The 17,454-nt window shown below is 60.1% G+C and carries 18 protein-coding genes; 6 read left to right on the top strand and 12 right to left on the bottom strand.

What is annotated here, in order from left to right; genetic code table 11:
- Positions 1–234, bottom strand: a 234-nt coding sequence (locus tag AC1DNW_RS12450) for a thiolase family protein (protein WP_477852854.1), incomplete at its 3' end; no start/stop codon positions are given.
- A 233-nt stretch (positions 235–467) separates the two neighbouring features.
- Here AC1DNW_RS12450 and phaR point away from each other — a divergent pair.
- Complete coding sequence (gene phaR / locus AC1DNW_RS12445; RefSeq protein ID WP_477852852.1) at positions 468–1,040, top strand: polyhydroxyalkanoate synthesis repressor PhaR; 573 nt, start codon at positions 468–470, stop codon at positions 1,038–1,040.
- Here the strand turns inward: phaR and AC1DNW_RS12440 are convergent.
- The 5 genes from AC1DNW_RS12440 to mtgA all read right to left on the bottom strand — a co-directional run bounded on the left by AC1DNW_RS12440 (position 1,035) and on the right by mtgA (position 4,145).
- Positions 1,035–1,442, bottom strand: a complete 408-nt coding sequence (locus AC1DNW_RS12440) for a hypothetical protein (RefSeq protein WP_477852851.1) — start codon at positions 1,440–1,442, stop codon at positions 1,035–1,037. The genes phaR and AC1DNW_RS12440 overlap by 6 nt on opposite strands.
- A gap of 143 nt (positions 1,443–1,585) precedes the next feature.
- On the bottom strand, positions 1,586–1,771 hold the full coding sequence (gene rpmF, locus AC1DNW_RS12435; RefSeq protein WP_003543812.1) for a 50S ribosomal protein L32: 186 nt from the start codon (positions 1,769–1,771) through the stop codon (positions 1,586–1,588).
- 155 nt (positions 1,772–1,926) lie between these two features.
- On the bottom strand, positions 1,927–2,574 hold the full coding sequence (locus AC1DNW_RS12430; protein ID WP_113312003.1) for a glutathione S-transferase family protein: 648 nt from the start codon (positions 2,572–2,574) through the stop codon (positions 1,927–1,929).
- A gap of 12 nt (positions 2,575–2,586) precedes the next feature.
- On the bottom strand, positions 2,587–3,309 hold the full coding sequence (locus AC1DNW_RS12425) for a DUF1868 domain-containing protein (protein ID WP_477852849.1): 723 nt from the start codon (positions 3,307–3,309) through the stop codon (positions 2,587–2,589).
- Positions 3,310–3,407: 98 nt separating this feature from the next.
- Positions 3,408–4,145: a monofunctional biosynthetic peptidoglycan transglycosylase gene (gene mtgA, locus AC1DNW_RS12420; protein ID WP_113302041.1), complete on the bottom strand. Its 738-nt coding sequence runs from the start codon at positions 4,143–4,145 to the stop codon at positions 3,408–3,410.
- Between the two features lie 134 nt (positions 4,146–4,279).
- Here mtgA and AC1DNW_RS12415 point away from each other — a divergent pair, with 134 nt between their 5' ends.
- On the top strand, positions 4,280–5,194 hold the full coding sequence (locus AC1DNW_RS12415; protein WP_477852848.1) for a polyprenyl synthetase family protein: 915 nt from the start codon (positions 4,280–4,282) through the stop codon (positions 5,192–5,194).
- A 58-nt stretch (positions 5,195–5,252) separates the two neighbouring features.
- Here the strand turns inward: AC1DNW_RS12415 and ispG are convergent, their stop codons facing one another.
- From ispG to AC1DNW_RS12400, 3 genes are all read right to left on the bottom strand, one after another.
- The gene (gene ispG, locus AC1DNW_RS12410; protein WP_477852846.1) at positions 5,253–6,500 is read right to left on the bottom strand and encodes a flavodoxin-dependent (E)-4-hydroxy-3-methylbut-2-enyl-diphosphate synthase; all 1,248 of its coding nucleotides are present in this window, start codon (positions 6,498–6,500) and stop codon (positions 5,253–5,255) included.
- A gap of 95 nt (positions 6,501–6,595) precedes the next feature.
- A complete protein-coding gene (locus AC1DNW_RS12405; RefSeq protein ID WP_113302044.1) occupies positions 6,596–7,789 on the bottom strand; it encodes an MFS transporter in 1,194 nt (397 codons plus the stop codon).
- A gap of 72 nt (positions 7,790–7,861) precedes the next feature.
- Positions 7,862–8,638, bottom strand: coding sequence for a DeoR/GlpR family DNA-binding transcription regulator (locus AC1DNW_RS12400; RefSeq protein WP_113311999.1), 777 nt, complete (start codon positions 8,636–8,638; stop codon positions 7,862–7,864).
- 210 nt (positions 8,639–8,848) lie between these two features.
- Here AC1DNW_RS12400 and AC1DNW_RS12395 point away from each other — a divergent pair, with 210 nt between their 5' ends.
- The 4 genes from AC1DNW_RS12395 (at position 8,849) to AC1DNW_RS12380 (ending at position 12,189) form a co-directional block, all read left to right on the top strand.
- Positions 8,849–9,718, top strand: a complete 870-nt coding sequence (locus AC1DNW_RS12395; RefSeq protein ID WP_113312005.1) for a DMT family transporter — start codon at positions 8,849–8,851, stop codon at positions 9,716–9,718.
- Between the two features lie 154 nt (positions 9,719–9,872).
- Positions 9,873–10,646, top strand: coding sequence for an amino acid ABC transporter substrate-binding protein (locus tag AC1DNW_RS12390; RefSeq protein ID WP_113302046.1), 774 nt, complete (start codon positions 9,873–9,875; stop codon positions 10,644–10,646).
- A gap of 104 nt (positions 10,647–10,750) precedes the next feature.
- On the top strand, positions 10,751–11,431 hold the full coding sequence (locus AC1DNW_RS12385) for an amino acid ABC transporter permease (protein WP_113302047.1): 681 nt from the start codon (positions 10,751–10,753) through the stop codon (positions 11,429–11,431).
- The gene (locus tag AC1DNW_RS12380) at positions 11,428–12,189 is read left to right on the top strand and encodes an amino acid ABC transporter ATP-binding protein (RefSeq protein WP_113311998.1); all 762 of its coding nucleotides are present in this window, start codon (positions 11,428–11,430) and stop codon (positions 12,187–12,189) included. Before AC1DNW_RS12385 ends, AC1DNW_RS12380 begins: the two co-directional genes overlap by 4 nt.
- Before the next feature lie 43 nt (positions 12,190–12,232).
- Here AC1DNW_RS12380 and AC1DNW_RS12375 read toward each other — a convergent pair whose 3' ends face one another.
- From AC1DNW_RS12375 to AC1DNW_RS12365, 3 genes are all read right to left on the bottom strand, one after another.
- Positions 12,233–12,805: an NAD(P)H-dependent oxidoreductase gene (locus AC1DNW_RS12375; protein WP_113302049.1), complete on the bottom strand. Its 573-nt coding sequence runs from the start codon at positions 12,803–12,805 to the stop codon at positions 12,233–12,235.
- Between the two features lie 166 nt (positions 12,806–12,971).
- A complete protein-coding gene (gene pyc / locus AC1DNW_RS12370; RefSeq protein ID WP_477852844.1) occupies positions 12,972–16,436 on the bottom strand; it encodes a pyruvate carboxylase in 3,465 nt (1,154 codons plus the stop codon).
- Between the two features lie 117 nt (positions 16,437–16,553).
- Complete coding sequence (locus AC1DNW_RS12365; RefSeq protein WP_477852857.1) at positions 16,554–17,294, bottom strand: LuxR family transcriptional regulator; 741 nt, start codon at positions 17,292–17,294, stop codon at positions 16,554–16,556.
- Positions 17,295–17,454: the final 160 nt, after the last annotated feature.

Below are 17,454 nucleotides of genomic sequence, written 5' to 3'. Positions count from 1 at the left end.
GGGAACGCCGGCCTTCATCGCCGCCTGGCGAGCCGGGTTCTGGCCTTCGCCAGCCTGCAGGACCTGGCCAAGGATGACCTCGTCCACCTCTTCAGGGGAAACATTTGCCMGCTCCAGCGCGCCCTTGACGGCCGCCGCCCCGAGTTCGTGAGCGGGAACCGTGCCGAAAGCACCGTTGAAGGAACCGACAGCGGTGCGCGCTGCGCTGGCGATGACGACGGATGAGCTGCTCATGAGTGGGTTTCCTCGTTTCTCGTCACACATATAAGTGGAAACTGACAAAGCTGCAGGCCCAAGTCAAATGCCAAGACCGTTCCACCATTTGCTRCAGCGCCCTCGAATGGATTTATCCGTTCAGGGAAAGGGCTTGCCGCATCGCACAAAGAGATTGTCACCGCCCTTCTTTTGCGTCTACAGTCTCTGGTGGGGGAGTATCCATACAATCAGACGGGGTTTGGGAGACTGATATGGCGAAGACCGAGGGTCAGATCGTAATTAAGAAATATGCCAATCGCCGCCTCTACAATACAGGCACCAGCACCTATGTGACGCTGGAAGAMCTGGCGGAGATGRTAAAGAAGGGGGAGGATTTTACCGTTCAGGACGCCAAAAGCGGTGACGACATCACGCATTCGGTACTGACCCAGATTATTTTCGAGCAGGAATCGAAGACCGGCAACACACTGCTTCCGATCCCCTTCCTGCGTCAGCTGATCACCTACTATGGCGACCAGATGCAGATGGTCGTTCCAAGCTTCCTCGAACATTCCATGCGCGCCTTCACGGAGCAGCAGGTGCAAATCCGCGAGCAGGTGAACCGAGCCTTTGGCGAAACGCCGCTCGGCAAGAACCTGCAGCTTCCCATGCAGATGGTCGAAGATCAGGTCCGCCGGAACACCGAGATGTTCCAGCAGGCCATGCAGATGTTCTCACCCTTCATGACGCCGCCGCCAAAGGAAACCCGCAAGGCGGAGGCCAAGGACATCGACGAGCTGAAGGAACAGCTTCGCGCGCTGCAGAACAAGCTCGACAGCCTATAGGCCGATCGAAACGTCTCGGCCGGCGCTGCGGATCGACACCGCAAAGCCGCCGATCACGTCTATCAGCGCGATGGTCATCAGGATGAAGAAGACCTGGGTCGCCGCATCCTGGACGAGAAGAAACTCGACCAGGAAGGCGATAAAGACCAGCATCGACAGCATGTGATTGATGAGGCTGCCGGAACCGTTCCGGGTCGCTTTCAGGATCTCGAAGAAGAGTACGACGAGCGCCACGACGATGAAGAGATCGCCGAGCGCCATGCTCCAGATTKCGCCCGAAAGCATCGACAGCATGATCACGTCATGCTGGAGCGATGAAATTCCGCCACCACCCATCACGCCCACCATCGCCAGATTGTAAAGAATAAATGGAATAACCATCAGCGGTATTGTGGCAATCATGCAGAAAATTCTCCCCGATCTCTAGGGAATACTGCCTGATATCACCGTCTCACTTCAAGGCATCGAAGATTATAATATCTTGAAAAGAAAAAGGCCGGCATTGAGCCGGCCTTTAAAACTTTATCGGACAAGCCGAACAGAAATTATGCGCTTTCCTTCGGCGTCAAAACCTGACGGCCGCGGTACATGCCGGTCTTCAGATCGATATGATGCGGGCGGCGCAGTTCGCCGGAATTCTTGTCTTCGACATAGGTCGGAGCCTTCAGCGCATCAGCCGAACGGCGCATGCCGCGCTTGGACGGGCTCGTTTTTCTCTTCGGTACAGCCATTTCTTTTACTCCACTTGCGGGCAAAACATTCCCACGGCCAGACTGGCGGCCGAAACGGACATGTCGCGATTTCGGAATTTTGCGCGCTTATACATGCAAGGGGTGGCCTTGACCAGTCCCCACATGTATTTTTTGCGCTACCTCGGATTCTCCACTCAGACTTCGTCTTCCGGCACGATCCACGGCTCGGCGCGGGCCGCTTCCTCCCACTTCCGCCAGGCCGGATGCGCCTTCATCGCACCCATATAGGCCAGTGTATCGTCGTGGCTAACAAGATCATAGATGTCGAAGCGGTTGACGACGGGTGCAAACATCGCGTCTGCCCCACTGAATTCGCCAAAGAGGAACGGCCCCCCGGTTTTTCGGAGAAGATCGCGCCAGATGGTCTCGATGCGGCCGATATCGGCGGAAACCTCGTCAGGCAGCGCGATCTTGCCCTTCGGCCGGCGAATATTCATCGGGCAGGCGCTGCGCAGCGCCCGGAAGCTCGACATCATCTCCATGGAGACCGAACGGGCAAGCGCCCGCTCGGCACGATCCCCAGGCAGCAACCCGGCATCGGGATAAAGACCGGCTACATATTCGATGATCGCGAAGGATTCCCAGATCTTCAGCGCACCGTGCTGCAGCAAGGGCACATGGCCGCTCGGCGAGACCGCCTTGATGTTGGGATTCCCACCAGGATAGTCGAATGGGATCAGCACCTCTTCGAAATCGATGCCGACGCCCGTCAGCGCCATCCATGGTCGGAAGGACCAGGAGGAGTAATTCTTGTTGGCGATGGTGAGCGTCAGCTTGTCCATGGTGCGTTCCTGTCAGGGTTCGAAATCGAAGATCAGCAGTTCGTGGAAGTGGTTCATATCCTCGAACATGCAGAAAGCCGGCGGCATCATCTCGAACACCGGCGCCCTGCGGCGGATATCCTCCGTCACCTCATCGAGCATGACCTGCCAGCGCGGCAGTGCCTCGTCTTCCAGCCGTTCGATCGCGTAGGCGAAGGTCACGTGGAACTTGTAATCCTCATGGTTCGGCTGACGAAAGCCCAGAAGATCGGCCATCGCATCGCGCCAGGCGCGCATCACCTCGCGGTCCTCTTCCGTMGCGCCTTCGACCAGCAGGCCGGACGGGCGGGCCTCGACAATCGCAACCTTGAAGGGCTCGAATATGGAGAAGCCTTCCAGCCGTGCGGCCATAAGCTCGGTCATGTCGTCGATCGGCGTGTCGAGCGAAAGGTCGCCCGGCCAGTAATCCTGCTTGCGGCGCCCCTCGATCACGCCTTCGAAGAGCGTCATGTGGATACTGGTAATCGGCGTGAAGAGGAATTGCGGTGCCTCGGGCATAGCCAGATATTTTTCGCGCGCCTCGATCAGCGCCMGCTGCGTTTTCGACCCCTTAACAGGATGGCAGACGATGGTGTTGCCTTGYTCCGGCAGGAAACCGCCGACCTTGCGGTAGCGGGTGCCCAAATGCGCCGGCGGAAACGAATTGTGACTCTTGGAATACTGAAGAAGTTCGGGCGAAAGTGTCGTCGTGGTCATGGGCGACTCAAAGGGCTCTGGTTGGGACCGCACTCGCCGATATGGCAGGACCAAGAATGTCAGATGACGCTTGCCGCTTCCAACGACAAGTTCTGATGTCAATCATAGATGCACTTGATGTAATCACCCGAGCCCTGGGCCCGTCGTTCGATGAGCCCTGCAAGCCTGCGCAGCCCTCGCCCGGGCTTTCCGGCATTGCGATCGATCGGGTTCGGCAGCGAAACTGCAAGCAACGAGGCCTGCCGGCGCGTGAGCTTGGAAGCCGGCACCTTGAAGTGATATTGCGCAGCCGCCTCGATGCCGTAGATGCCCGGCCCCCATTCGGCGATATTGAGATAGATCTCCATCAGCCGCCTCTTCGACCAGACGAAATCGGAGCCGACCGCCAGCGGCAGTTCCATCCCCTTGCGGATGAAGGAGCGGCTGTTCCAGAGGAAGAGGTTCTTTGCCGTCTGCATGGGAATGGTGCTGCCGCCGCGCGTCTCCTGGCCCTTTAGCGTATCTTCGACGAGCATACGCATCTCGCCCCAATCGACACCGCCGTGAAAGCAATATTGCCCGTCTTCCGACATCATCACCGATTGCACGAGAACAGGCGCAACATCGTCAATCGACACCCACCGCCGGTCATAACCGCGCAAAAGCACGAGATCACGCAGCATCAGCGTTGAAACCGGATGGATGAAGGGCAGCAGATAGAGGAGGATCAGCATATAGGGCAAAAGCAGCACCGCCAGAACGGCAAGAACAATGCGCTTCAGCACCTGGCGGTCTCCAAACCAGCGCCGGCGAACCGGCGCCTCGACGCTCTCCTCTGTCTGCGGCGCTATATCCAATGTCCCAGTCCGATTTCGCCCTCGTCGTTGTCATACCGCCTGAAAACCCGCATTGCCAGAGTGCAGCGGAAATCTTGACGCGGTGATCGACAATTCCGTTGCCAGCTGCCGTTGCGTCGTGTCAAAGAGCGCGCATGGACGCTAAGCGGGAAACATTCGAGACGCGGTTGAAAAGCGGTGCCGCCGAGATCGAGGCACTGCTCGATCTCCTGCTCTCTCCTGCCGTACTATCCGACGAGATCGCCCGTCCCGACCTCCTGCGCAGCGCCATGCACTACGCCGTCCTGAATGGCGGCAAACGCCTGCGCCCCTTCCTTGTCGTTGAAAGCGCAGCACTTCTCGGCGGCAATAGGCAGGCCGCGCTTCGCGTCGGCGCGGCACTCGAATGCATCCATTGCTATTCTCTCGTTCACGACGATCTGCCGGCGATGGACGACGACGCCCTGCGCCGTGGCAAGCCGACCGTGCATATCAAATTCGATGAAGCGACCGCCATTCTGGCCGGCGACAGCCTGCTGACCTATGCCTTCGACATCATCGCGGCGCCGGAAACGGACCTGCCGGACCGCAGCAGGACGGAACTCGTTGTGGCGCTCGCCCGCGCCGCTGGCCTCGGCGGCATGGCCGGCGGACAGGCACTCGACCTTGCCGCGGAAAAGCAGGCGCCGGACGAAGCCGGCATCATTCGCCTGCAGGCGATGAAAACAGGCGCGCTGATCCGTTTCGCCTGCGAGGCCGGTGCCATTATCGCCGGCGCTTCGGCCGAGGACCGGCAGCGCCTGCGCAGCTTCGGCGAGAAGATCGGCCTCGCCTTCCAGCTTGCCGACGATATTCTCGACCTGAACTCCGATATCAAGACGATGGGCAAGGCGACCGGCAAGGATGCCGCTCGCGGCAAAGGAACGCTGGTGGCTCTTCACGGCATGGAATGGGCGGAGACGCAACTGCGCCAGCACGTCGAAGACGCGGAAACCCTGCTCGCCCCATATGGCGAACGCGCCGCAGTGCTGATCGCCACTGCCCATTTCGTAGCCGAACGTCAGAACTGAGACAGAGAAAAGGCAGCGCTATCAGCCTGCCACCGGAGGTCGTCGAAAAGCGGAGTGATTACTCCGCTGCCGTCTTCTGACCGAAACGCTTTTCGATATAGTCGATGACGAGCGCCTCGAAATCCGAGGCGATATTCGGGCCGCGCAGTGTCAGCGCCTTCTTGCCGTCGATAAAGACAGGAGCCGCCGGCGTCTCACCGGTACCGGGCAGCGAAATGCCGATATCGGCATGCTTGCTCTCACCAGGTCCGTTGACGATGCAGCCCATGACGGCGACGTTGAGCGCTTCCACACCCGGATATTTCTCACGCCAGACCGGCATGTTCTTGCGGAGGTCGTTCTGGATGTTCTGCGCGAGCTCCTGGAACACCGTCGACGTCGTACGTCCGCAGCCCGGACAGGCCGCAACAACAGGCACGAACTGGCGGAAACCCATGACCTGCAGCAGTTCTTGCGCCACCTGCACTTCGCGGGTGCGGTCACCATTCGGCTCCGGCCTCAGCGAAATGCGGATCGTATCGCCGATGCCGTTCTGCAGCACATAGCCCATCGCAGCCGAAGAGGCGACGATGCCCTTGGTGCCCATACCGGCTTCGGTGAGGCCGAGATGCAGGGCRTGGTYGGAACGTTCGGMRAGCATGGAATWGACSGCGATCAGATCCTGRACCTGGCTGACCTTGGCSGACAGGATGATGCGGTTGCGCGGCAGGCCGATCTCTTCGGCAAGCTGCGCAGACAGCAGCGCCGACTGCACGATCGCCTCGTGCGTCACCTGCCGGGCCGAAAGCGGCGAGCCCTCGGCCTGGTTCTTGTCCATGAGCTGCGTCAGCAGTTCCTGGTCCAGCGAACCCCAGTTGACGCCGATGCGCACCGGCTTGTCGTAGCGGATCGCCATCTCGATGATTTCGGCGAACTGCTTGTCCTTCTTGTCCTTGAAGCCGACATTGCCGGGATTGATGCGGTACTTCGCCAGCGCTTCGGCGCAGGCCGGATGATCCGCAAGCAGCTTGTGGCCGATATAGTGGAAGTCGCCGATCAGCGGCACATCCAAACCGAGGCGCAGCAGGCGCTCGCGGACCTTCGGCACGGCGGCCGCACTCTCGTCGCGGTCGACAGTGATGCGGACAAGCTCGGAACCGGCGCGATGGAGTGCGGCGACCTGGGCCACCGTGGAATCCACATCCGCCGTGTCGGTATTCGTCATGGATTGCACGACGACAGGCGCACCTCCGYCGACGATGACACCGCCGACATCGACGGCAACAKAGGCGCGGCGTGGTTTCGGATCGAAATCGAAAGCAGACATGAAGAGCTCTTACACCCGGAAAACAGAGCCTTTCAGGTGGATCAAGCCCGCGAGCTTGTCAACCGCCCCGTATATCACTTTTGATTGGAGGCGGMTCAGTGGCCGCCGCCGGAGACTCCATCGGCATAATGCGCGAGCCTAGAGAATGCGAGAACCACGAGCAGCAGCACCGGCAGCGCCATGAAGACAGCCGCAAAGCCCACATGCTCGGCCACGAAGCCGATCACCGAAGGCGCCACCAGCATGCCGGAATAGCCCATGGTCGTGACGACTGAGATGCCGATGCCGGGCTTCAAGCCGGGGATGTTGCCCGCCGCCGAAAAAGCGATCGGCACCATATTGGAAATACCGATACCGCAAAGCGCGAAGCCGAGGATGGCGATTTCGGCATCCGGCGCAAGGCTCGTAAGCAGCATGCCGACGATGGCAAACAGCGTGCAGATGCGCAGCGTCTTGACCCCGCCGAGACGATCGCGGACCAGATCGCCGGCAAAGCGCATGGTCGCCATGGCCGCCGAGAAGGCCGCAAAGCCGAGACCGGAGAGGGCGACCGACGCACCCATTTCCTGCCTGAGATAAAGCGCACCCCAGTCGAGGATCGCTCCCTCCGGCACCATGCAGAACAGCGCCATAAGACCGAGCAGCCACGGCAGCGGCACCATCGGCAACTTCGTCTTCTCCTTCTTGGCATCGGGATGCGGCGGATCGGCAAGCACCATCGGCCAAGCGGCGGCAAGGAGAATAGCGGCAAGCACGGTTGCCAGTTCCGCGTGGCCGAGAATGCCGAGCTTGGAGATCACCAGGCCGCCGAGGCCAGAGCCAAGCAACCCGCCAAGGCTCCAGAAAGCGTGGCAGGACGACATGATCGCGCGGCGCATGGATTTTTCCACCGCCACGGCATTAGCGTTCATTGCCACGTCCATCGCGCCCATGAAACCGCCGAACAGAAAGAGCGAGATCGCCCCTGTGATGACGTTGGGAGCCAGCGTCAGCGCCAGAAGCATTGGCAGCAAACAGACGGCGAGCACCCGCACGACAACACGTGAACCATGCTTGGCGATCTGCGCGCCGGCGATTGGCATCATGACCAGTGAGCCGAAACCGAAGACGAGGATCATCAGTCCGAGTTCGAACTTGGTAAGCCCAAGCCGTTCGGCAAAATCGGGAATCTTCGGCGCCCAGCAGCCGACGACGAAACCATTCATGAGAAAGAGCAGCGAAACCGCCGCCCTGCTCCTGGTGATGAAGCCGCTCCGTACCCCCGGTGCTGCGCTCACATTATTGTCCATTTCCCTGTCTTTCCTCTCATCGGGCTTGCCGCCCAATTCCCGTTACTGGCCCCATTCCTGGCGCCGACAGCCTCAGGCCGTCTTGTCCGCAATAATCGTTCGGCATCCGCGTGCTCGGTATTCCCCAAGCATGACAGCATCCGCGTCGTGCTCCGCGACAAGGCATTCGCAATGGGCGATGGGCAAAACGCTGTGCGGCGCTGCTGTACCGAATTTTTCCGATGTCGCTGCCACCATCACCCGCTTGCTTCTTGACGTGGCGAACCGCTTGAACTCCGCGTCCTCAAAGCCGAACGTTGTCAGCCCCGCCTCGAGATCGACGCCGCAGGCACCCAGAATGCAGAGGTCGGGCGAAAGCTGCTCCATGTCGCGCAGGGCCTTGGCACCGAGCGAGCCGCCGGTCTGGCGGTCGACCAAACCGCCGATCAGGATGAGGTTGACTTCAGGTTTTTCGATCAGCGCCGCAGCGATCGCCGGCGCATTCGTTGCTGCCGTCAGTGGAAAGTCAGCCGGCAATGCCTTGGCAATTGCCAGATTGGTACTGCCGGCATCGAAGAAAACCATCGTGCCCGGGGCAATTTCGCCTGCAGCGGCGCGCGCCAGCGCCTGCTTCCGGTCGGCAGCAAAGCTCATGCGCTGGGTCAGGCTTCCGCGTGCCGGCGAAACCGGCAATGCCCCGCCATAGACCCGCTCGCAGAGCCCTGCTGCAGCCATCTCGCGCAGGTCACGCCGCACCGTATCTTCAGACACTCCAAATTCGAGTGCGAGTTCCGTTGCCAACACACGACCATGCGTCTTGAGCCGCTCGGAAATCACACTCTGACGTTCTCGCAACAGGAAATCCTGCATGTTCCTACCGGATTAATCTATCAAAATCTGCAATCATGCATAAACGCTGATAATCGTGCAGGCAATATGCACGGTCACACGTTTTCTGACGTCATGAAACAAAGCTCCAGCAGCAAGGCGAAATCTGGCCTATTGACCGGTTCGGAGGGCGCGAATATCGATCAGACATTCCTGATTCCTGCCAGCATCTCCCGCCTCTGGTGYACTCCCGTGAAAAACTCCGTCAGCTTGGGCATCGTGCTCACGACATCAGCCTATATGGCGTTCACCTTCCATGACGCGATCGTCAAGGTTTTGACATCAACGATCCCCGTTTGGCAGATCCTGTTTTTCCGCAGTTTCACTATCCTCGTCGGCTGCCTCGCCTATGGCCGCGGCAATCTCGTCCATCAGGCTGTCACCTCGCCGATCATCAAGCCGATGATCGCCCGAAGCATCCTTCTGCTCTGCGCCTGGCTCTCCTACTATACCGCCGCAAGCCGCCTGCCACTCGCCGAGGTTACAACACTCTATTACGCAGCCCCCGTCGTCGGCACCGTGTTGGCCTGGTTCATTCTCAAGGAAGAGGTCACGCCCGCCCGCTGGCTTGCCGTCGGCGTCGGCTTCGTTGGCGTGCTCATCGCCTGCAATCCGGTCGGGCTCGCGATCTCCTGGCCGGTCTATCTGGCGCTGCAGGCAGCCGTGCTCTGGGCTTCGGCCATGGTTCTGCTGCGCAAAACCTCGCTGCATGAGAAGACCATCATTCAGCTTGCCGTTTCGAACGTCTTCTTCCTCATCATGACCGGTATCGCCGTCATCTATACCTGGCAGACCCCGACCCTCACGCAACTTGGCCTGCTTATCGGTACCGGCGTCGTCGCCGGCTGCGCGCAATTCGCCCTCTTCGAAGGTATGCGCCAGGCCCCCGTCTCGGTGCTCGCACCGTTCGAATATACGTCGCTGGTATGGGCCTTCATCCTCGGCTACGTGATCTGGGCCGATATACCCACGCACAATGTCGTGGTCGGCGCGGTCATGATCCTCGGCGCCGGCTTCATCATCATCGTCAGCGAAAAATTGCGCCACCGCGCCACGGCCTGATACCGGTTTCTGCCGATTTATGGACTAGAAGGGCGGCTTGAGAAAAATATTCGCAGTTGCCGCTTTTATTTRCAGTTTTCTACGCTTCCGTAACGGTAATTTTCTGCGATGTATCGGCCATCCGAACACGATCTTCCCAAGGATGGATAAAACAATGAACTGGTTGAAAACCGTCGCCGCCGCCGCGCTCATTCAGGCCGCAGCCCTGCTGCCTGCTCATGCCGGCGAAAACCTCAGCGCCATCAAGTCTGCCGGCGTCTTCAAGATCGGCACGGAAGGCACCTACGCCCCGTTCACCTATCATGACGAAAGCGGCAAGCTCGTCGGCTTCGACGTCGAGATCGGCGAAGCAGTCGCAGCCAAGCTCGGCGTGAAGGCCGAGTTCGTCGAAGGCAAGTGGGACGGCCTTATCGCCGGCCTCGACGCCAAACGCTACGACACCGTCATCAACCAGGTCGGCATCACCGACGCCCGCAAGCAGAAGTACGACTTCTCCGAGCCCTATATCGCTTCGAAGGCAGTTCTGATCGTTCGTGACGGCGACGACAGCATCAAGTCCTTCGCCGATCTCAAGGGCAAGAAGTCCGCTCAGTCGCTGACCAGCAACTTCGGCAAGATCGCCACGGAAGCGGGCGCCGAACTGGTTGGGACCGACGGCTTCGACCAGTCGATCCAGCTCGTCCTGACCAAGCGTGCCGATGCCACGATCAACGACAGCCTGTCCTTCCTCGACTTCAAGAAGCACAAGCCGGACGCTCCGGTAAAGATCGTCGCCCAGCAGGAAAATGCCGATTACTCCGGCATCATCATCCGCAAGGGCGAGCCGGAACTGCTCGAAGGGATCAACAAGGCGCTCGCCGACATCAAGGCTGACGGCACCTACAAGAAGATCGCCGACAAATACTTCGGCCAGGACGTTTCGAAGTAAGTCCCGATACCGGCGGTTTCGCGCCGCCGCCATATCCTTTATAGCTGCATGAAAAAGCGTTCGGCGGACCCTCGCCGGACGCGTCTTTTCTTGAGGAGACGCCCTTGCCGCACTGGCTCCAACTGATGGCGGAATCGCTCCCCTCGCTCCTCTGGGCGGGGCTGATCTTCACCATCCCCCTCACGCTGCTTTCCTTCGCCTTCGGCCTGATTCTGGGGCTGATCACGGCGATTGGGCGTCTGTTCGGGCCGGGACCTGTTGCGGCCATCGCCCGCTTCTATGTCTGGGTCATCCGCGGCACGCCGCTGCTCGTCCAGCTTTTCGTGATCTTCTATGGCCTGCCGAGCATCGGCATCCTGCTCGATGCCTTTCCGGCGGCCCTGATCGGCTTCACGCTGAATATCGGCGCCTACAGCTCCGAGATCATCCGCGCCGTCATCTCCTCCGTGCCCAAGGGCCAGTGGGAAGCGGCCTATTCGATCGGCATGAACTGGCGCCAGGCCATGAGCCGCACCATCCTGCCGCAGGCCGCCCGCGTTGCAGTGCCGCCGCTGTCGAACACTTTCATTTCGCTGGTCAAGGATACCTCGCTTGCAGCTGCCATCACAGTGCCTGAGCTTTTTCAGGCCGCCCAGCGCATCGTCGCGACCACCTACGAGCCGCTGATCCTCTATATCGAAGCGGCGCTGATCTATCTCGCCTTGAGTTCCGTGCTTTCGACGCTGCAGCAGAGGTTGGAACGCCGTTTCGCGCGCTACGGCGGCATGCTGGAGGCAAATGCATGATCGAGCTTTCCAAGATCGAAAAGCGCTTCGGCGACGCAATCATCCTGAAGGACATCAGCATCCGCATTCCAGAAGGCAGCGTCACGGCTCTCGTCGGCCCGTCCGGCGGCGGCAAGAGCACGCTGCTTCGCTGCATCAACCTCCTGGAAATCCCGAGCGCGGGCACCATCCGCCTCGGCGAGGAAACGCTCTCTTTCTCCCCCGGCAAGCGTGTYGGCTGGCAGGCAATCCAGAAGATCCGCCGGCAGACCGGCATGGTCTTCCAGAACTTTCAGCTTTTCCCGCATCAGACGGCGATCGAAAATGTCATGGAAGGTCTGGTCACGGTCCTGAAATGGCCGAAGGCGAAGGCCCGCGAACACGCCATGGAGCTGCTGACGAAGGTCGGCATGGCGCACAAGACCGATGCCTGGCCCTCGACTCTTTCGGGCGGTCAGCAGCAGCGTGTGGCGATCGCCCGCGCCCTGGCGCCTTCGCCGCGCGTCCTGCTCTGCGACGAACCGACCTCGGCGCTCGATCCCGAACTTTCAGCGGAAGTGGTCGACGTGCTGGGCCAGCTTGCCCGCGAAGGCACGACCATGGTCATGGCGACCCATGATCTCCGCCTCGCCTCGAAGATCGCCAATGACGTGGTCTTTCTGGAGGCCGGCAGCGTGGTGGAAACGGGCAGTGCCAGGGCGATCTTCAATACGCCGGAGAAGGAACGCACCAAGCGCTTCATCTCCACCATCAACGCCGCCCACACCTACGATATCTGAGGCAATGCCGGGATGCGAGATCCCGGCATTGCTGAAACTGCGATCAGGCGGCTGTGACGACGGCACGTGCTGCCTTCAGCGCATTGCCCCACCAGGTCAGCTGATCGAGCAGGTTCTTGGCGGCTTCATTCAGATGGGCATAATCGCCGAGGCTTTTGCCTTCCTTCAGGACGGCAAGATATTCGCTGAACGCGATGTGAACCCCCGTCCTGACAGAAGCTGCACTCATTTCGACGAAGACCAGACGAAGTTGCTCGACGGCGCGTGCGCCGCCGACGCCACCGTAACCGACGAAGCCGACCGGCTTCTGGATGAAATCGCCGAGATCGATCGCGTTCTTCAGAACAGCCGTCGGAGCATGGTTATATTCGGCGACCGTGAATATGAAGCCGTCGAATTCGCGCAGCTTCTTCTTCCAGCGCTCGGCGGTTTCGCTTTCCGCCGTGGTGGCGCGCGCTTCGCCGAAGAAATGCATCGGGTAGTCGAGAAGATCGAGAACTTCGACCTCGAGATCGGAACGCTGGCCGACGAGCTCGGCGATCCACTTGGCCGGATGTTCGGCGAAACGGCCAATACGCGTGCTGCCGACGACGACGGCAATCTTCAATTTGCTCATGAGATGATCCCTGATTGGTCTTGGGGGCGATGATGGGAGCTGAGTCTATGAGAAAGCCTCCTCACCCGGCAAGGTGAGAAGGCTGCTAACTCATAGAAAAATCAGCTCTTTAACGACACGATCGCACACAATCGGGTGATGTCGGAAACGATCGTCCGTCCATTTCTTATCCGGCATAGACGACAAGCAGATCCTTGGCGTCGATCTGGTCGCCGGCCTTGACCAAGACTTCCGAGATCGTGCCGTCCTTTTCCGCATGCAGCGCCGTTTCCATCTTCATCGCCTCAATGGAAACAAGCACGTCGCCGGCGTTGACCGTCTGTCCAGCTGCGACGAAGACGCGCGAGATGACGCCTGGCATCGGCGCACCGACATGAACCGCACTGCCGGCTTCCGCCTTGCGCCTGATAGCGGCGCCCGACGCACCATGCGCCCGGTCCGGCACCTTGATGCGGCGCGGTTGGCCGTTGAGCTCGAAGAAGACGGTGACCATGCCCTGGCTGTCTGTCTGGCTCATCGCCTGATTGACGATGACGAGCGTCTTGCCTTTTTCGATATCGGCAAAGAGTTCGTCGCCATCCCGGAGGCCGTAGAAATAGGAGGGCGTCGGCAACACCGAGACCGGGCCGTAGGTATCCGAAGCCAATGCGAAATCAGTGAAGACCTTCGGATACATGAGGTAAGAGGCGAATTCGAAGTCGCTCACCTCACGCTCCAACTTGGTCTCGATCGTCTTGCGCTCCGCGTCGAGATCGGCGTCGTCAAGCAGCGAGCCTGGGCGCACCGTATAGGGCTGATCCCCCTTCAGCGCCTTCTTCTGCAGCGCTTCCGGCCATCCTGACGGCGGCTGGCCGAGATCGCCCTTCAGCATCGAGACCACCGATTCAGGGAAGGAGACCTCTCTGTCCGGGCTGACGACGTCGGCCACCGTCAGATCCTGGGAGACCATCATCAATGCCATATCGCCAACGACCTTGGACGACGGCGTCACCTTGACGATATCGCCGAACATCTGGTTGGCGTCCGCATAGGCCTGAGCGACCTGGTGCCAGCGGGTTTCGAGACCGAGCGAACGGGCCTGTTCCTTGAGGTTGGTGAACTGGCCGCCCGGCATTTCGTGCAGGTAGACCTCCGAAGCCGGCCCCTTCAGATCGCTCTCGAAGGCCGCGTACTGATTGCGAACCGCTTCCCAATAGAAGGAGATGCGGCGGATCCATTCGGGATCGAGGCCCGGATCGCGCTCGGAGCCGCGCAGCGCCTCGACGATGGAGCCGAGGCAGGGCTGCGACGTATTGCCTGACAGCGCATCCATCGCCGCATCGACGGCATCGACGCCGGCATCCACGGCAGCAAGAACCGTAGCGGCGGCAATGCCCGACGTATCGTGCGTGTGGAAATGGATCGGCAGGCTGGTCGCTTCGCGCAACGCCTTGAACAGCACCTTTGCGGCAGCCGGCTTCAGCAGGCCCGCCATGTCCTTGAGCGCGATGATATGCGCACCGGCCCTTTCGAGCTCGACGGCGAGGTCCGTATAATATTTCAGGTCATACTTCGGCCGGGCGGAATTGAGGATATCGCCCGTGTAGCAGATCGCCGCCTCGCAGAGCTTGTTCTCCTCGGCAACGGCATCCATCGACACGCGCATGTTCTCCACCCAGTTCAGGCAGTCGAAGACGCGGAAGAGATCGATACCGCCCTTGGCCGCCTGGCGGACGAAATATTTGACGACATTGTCAGGGTAGTTCTTGTAGCCGACACCGTTTGCGCCACGCAGCAGCATCTGCAGCAGAAGGTTGGGAGCCGCCTMGCGGATCAGCCCCAGACGCTCCCACGGATCCTCCGTCAGGAAGCGCATGGAGACGTCGAAAGTCGCGCCACCCCAACATTCCAGCGACAGGAGATTCGGCAGCGCATGAGCATAGGTGCCGGMGATCCTAGCAATGTCATAGGTGCGCATGCGGGTGGCGAGCAGCGACTGGTGACCGTCGCGCATCGTCGTATCGGTCAGCAGCACCTGCTTCTGCTCGCGCATCCACTCGCCGAATTTCTTCGGACCGAGCTGGTCGAGGAGTTGCTTCGTACCATCGGGGATCTTGCCGCCATCGATATAGGGCACGACCGGCTTGGCGGAATCCTCCGATGGCCGCGGGCGATCCTTCGCCTCGGGATGGCCGTTGACGGTGACATCGGCGAGATAGGTTAAAAGCTTGGTGGCGCGGTCCTGGCGCTTGACCTGCTGGAAGAGTTCCGGGGTCGTGTCGATGAAGCGCGTCGTATAGGTGTTGTCCCTGAACTTCGGATGCGTGATGATCGCTTCGAGGAAGGTCAGGTTGGTGGCAACACCGCGAATACGGAATTCGCGCAGTGCGCGGTCCATTCGCGAAATCGCCTCCAGCGGGTTCGGCGCCCAGGCCGTCACCTTCACCAGCAACGGGTCGTAGTAGCGGGTGATGATTGCGCCGGTATAGGATGTGCCGCCGTCGAGGCGGATGCCGAAGCCCGATGCCGAACGATAGGCGGTGATGCGGCCGTAATYCGGAATGAAATTGTGCTCGGGATCTTCCGTCGTGATACGGCACTGCAGCGCATGGCCATTGAGGCGGATGTCGGCCTGCTTCGGCACACCGGATTCCTCGGTGCCGATGGCAAAGCCATCGAGGATATGGATCTGCGCCTTGACGATATCGATGCCGGTCACGACTTCAGTGACCGTGTGCTCGACCTGGATGCGCGGGTTGACTTCGATGAAGTAGAATTTGCCGGTGTCGGCATCCATCAGGTATTCGACGGTGCCGGCCCCGACGTAGTTCGTCGCCTCGGCGATCTTCAGCGAATAGGCAGCGAGCTCCTGCCGCTGCGCTTCGGACAGATAAGGAGCCGGAGCACGCTCGACGACCTTCTGGTTACGGCGCTGGATGGAGCAGTCGCGCTCGAAGAGATGCACGACATTGCCGTGCGTATCGCCAAGGATCTGGCTTTCGACGTGGCGGGCGCGTTCCACAAGCTTTTCGAGATAGACCTCGTCCTTGCCGAAGGCGGCCATTGCCTCGCGCTTGGCCTCAGTCACCTCGCGGGCGAGATCGGCTTCGGCGCGGATGGCACGCATGCCACGTCCGCCGCCGCCCCAGGAGGCTTTCAGCATCACGGGATAGCCGATCGCAGCGGCCATCTTCGCGACTTCTTTGATGTCGTCGGGCAGTGGCTCCGTGGCCGGAACGACTGGAACGCCGACGGAAATGGCAAGGTTGCGCGCCGCCACCTTGTTGCCGAGCTGACGCATCGTATCGGCCCTCGGGCCGATGAAGGTGATGCCTGCAGCATCGCAGGCATCGACGAATTCCGGGCTCTCCGAAAGCAGGCCGTATCCCGGATGGATCGCATCGGCGCCTGAAAGCTTGGCGACACGGATCACCTCGTCGATCGAAAGATAGCTTTCGATCGGCCCAAGGTCGCGGGCGAGATGCGGACCGCGGCCGACTTGATAGCTCTCGTCGGCCTTGAAGCGATGTAGCGCCAGCTTGTCTTCTTCAGCCCATATCGCGACCGTTTTTATCCCGAGCTCGTTAGCCGCGCGGAATACGCGGATGGCGATTTCGGAACGGTTGGCGACAAGGATCTTCGATATGGGCAATGTACTCTCCTCAAAGCACGGAAACGGGCCATGCTGCACCCGCGAAAAGAATTCTTAACGCGCTGTTACAGAAAGTTCAATTTCCCTTGCCGTGACGAAATAGAATTTCTCTGGATCTCAGGTGATCAACCCATATCGGAAGGCCAGAGCCACCGCCTGCTGCCGGTTCTTAGCCTTCAKCTTGTCCTGCAGGCCGTTCATATACCAGTCGACCGTATGGTTGGAGATCTTCAGATGCTTGCTGATCTCCATCGAGGTCATGCCTTCGGCGAGATAGTGGAGAATTTCCATTTCGCGCCGGGTCAGCTGCGTGTCGCTGAACGGCACCGTTTCCAGCGCCGCAGCCTCGCCCTGCATATCAAGCAGCCGCCAGAAAGCCTTGCGGGCGATCGCCTCGAAAAGCGCGATCTCTGCCGGCAAAAGCTCAATTGGCTTGCCGCCGATGCTGAGGCTGCCGAGGATACCGTTTCGCCCATAGATCGGGAAGATATAGCCGTCCTCCAGTCCATGGCCATAGGCATCGACCATCATCTGCTCCATGCGGCGCTGATGCGGATCATCCCGGAAAGCCGCCATGCCGTCGCGCCAGCGGAAAGGCCGCTGCGCATGGGCAAGATACCGCACGGTCGGATCGACGAGCACGTATTTTTTTACCGCGTAAACGTGTGGCCAGCTGTCCGGCCACCGGCTGGCCATAGTCACACCCCACGGGTTGTCTCCCTGTTTGGGGTGGCGAAGCAGGCCGTAGAAATCGAATCCGCTCGAGCGGATCACCTGCTCAAGTTCGTCGACCACGTGTTGGCTGTCGGAAGTTTCCTCAAGAATAATAAGCAATTGAATTAAAGAATGAATTTGCACAAAAATGCCCCTTGCCCGGACCAACGAGACCGCCGGAGCAGGTCCGTTAACCCGCCGTTGAACGGTCTTTCCTAAAAATTGCAGTCCGCAAATTGGATGGTGCGCTAGACCCTCCAGCGAATGCAAGCGCAAATTGTCGCGATGTATGCCTAAGCAACAA

The organism is Rhizobium sp. 05L429 (genome assembly GCF_056397645.1).
This window is presented reverse-complemented; position numbering and strand designations above follow the sequence as displayed.

Coding starts and splice junctions, on each gene's coding strand:
- AC1DNW_RS12405 (WP_113302044.1), bottom strand. CDS start 7,789: ATGGACAATAATGTGAGCGCAGCACCGGGGGTACGGAGCGGCTTCATC.
- rpmF (WP_003543812.1), bottom strand. CDS start 1,771: ATGGCTGTACCGAAGAGAAAAACGAGCCCGTCCAAGCGCGGCATGCGC.
- AC1DNW_RS12415 (WP_477852848.1), top strand. CDS start 4,280: ATGGACGCTAAGCGGGAAACATTCGAGACGCGGTTGAAAAGCGGTGCC.
- AC1DNW_RS12400 (WP_113311999.1), bottom strand. CDS start 8,638: ATGCAGGATTTCCTGTTGCGAGAACGTCAGAGTGTGATTTCCGAGCGG.
- AC1DNW_RS12390 (WP_113302046.1), top strand. CDS start 9,873: ATGAACTGGTTGAAAACCGTCGCCGCCGCCGCGCTCATTCAGGCCGCA.
- AC1DNW_RS12430 (WP_113312003.1), bottom strand. CDS start 2,574: ATGGACAAGCTGACGCTCACCATCGCCAACAAGAATTACTCCTCCTGG.
- AC1DNW_RS12375 (WP_113302049.1), bottom strand. CDS start 12,805: ATGAGCAAATTGAAGATTGCCGTCGTCGTCGGCAGCACGCGTATTGGC.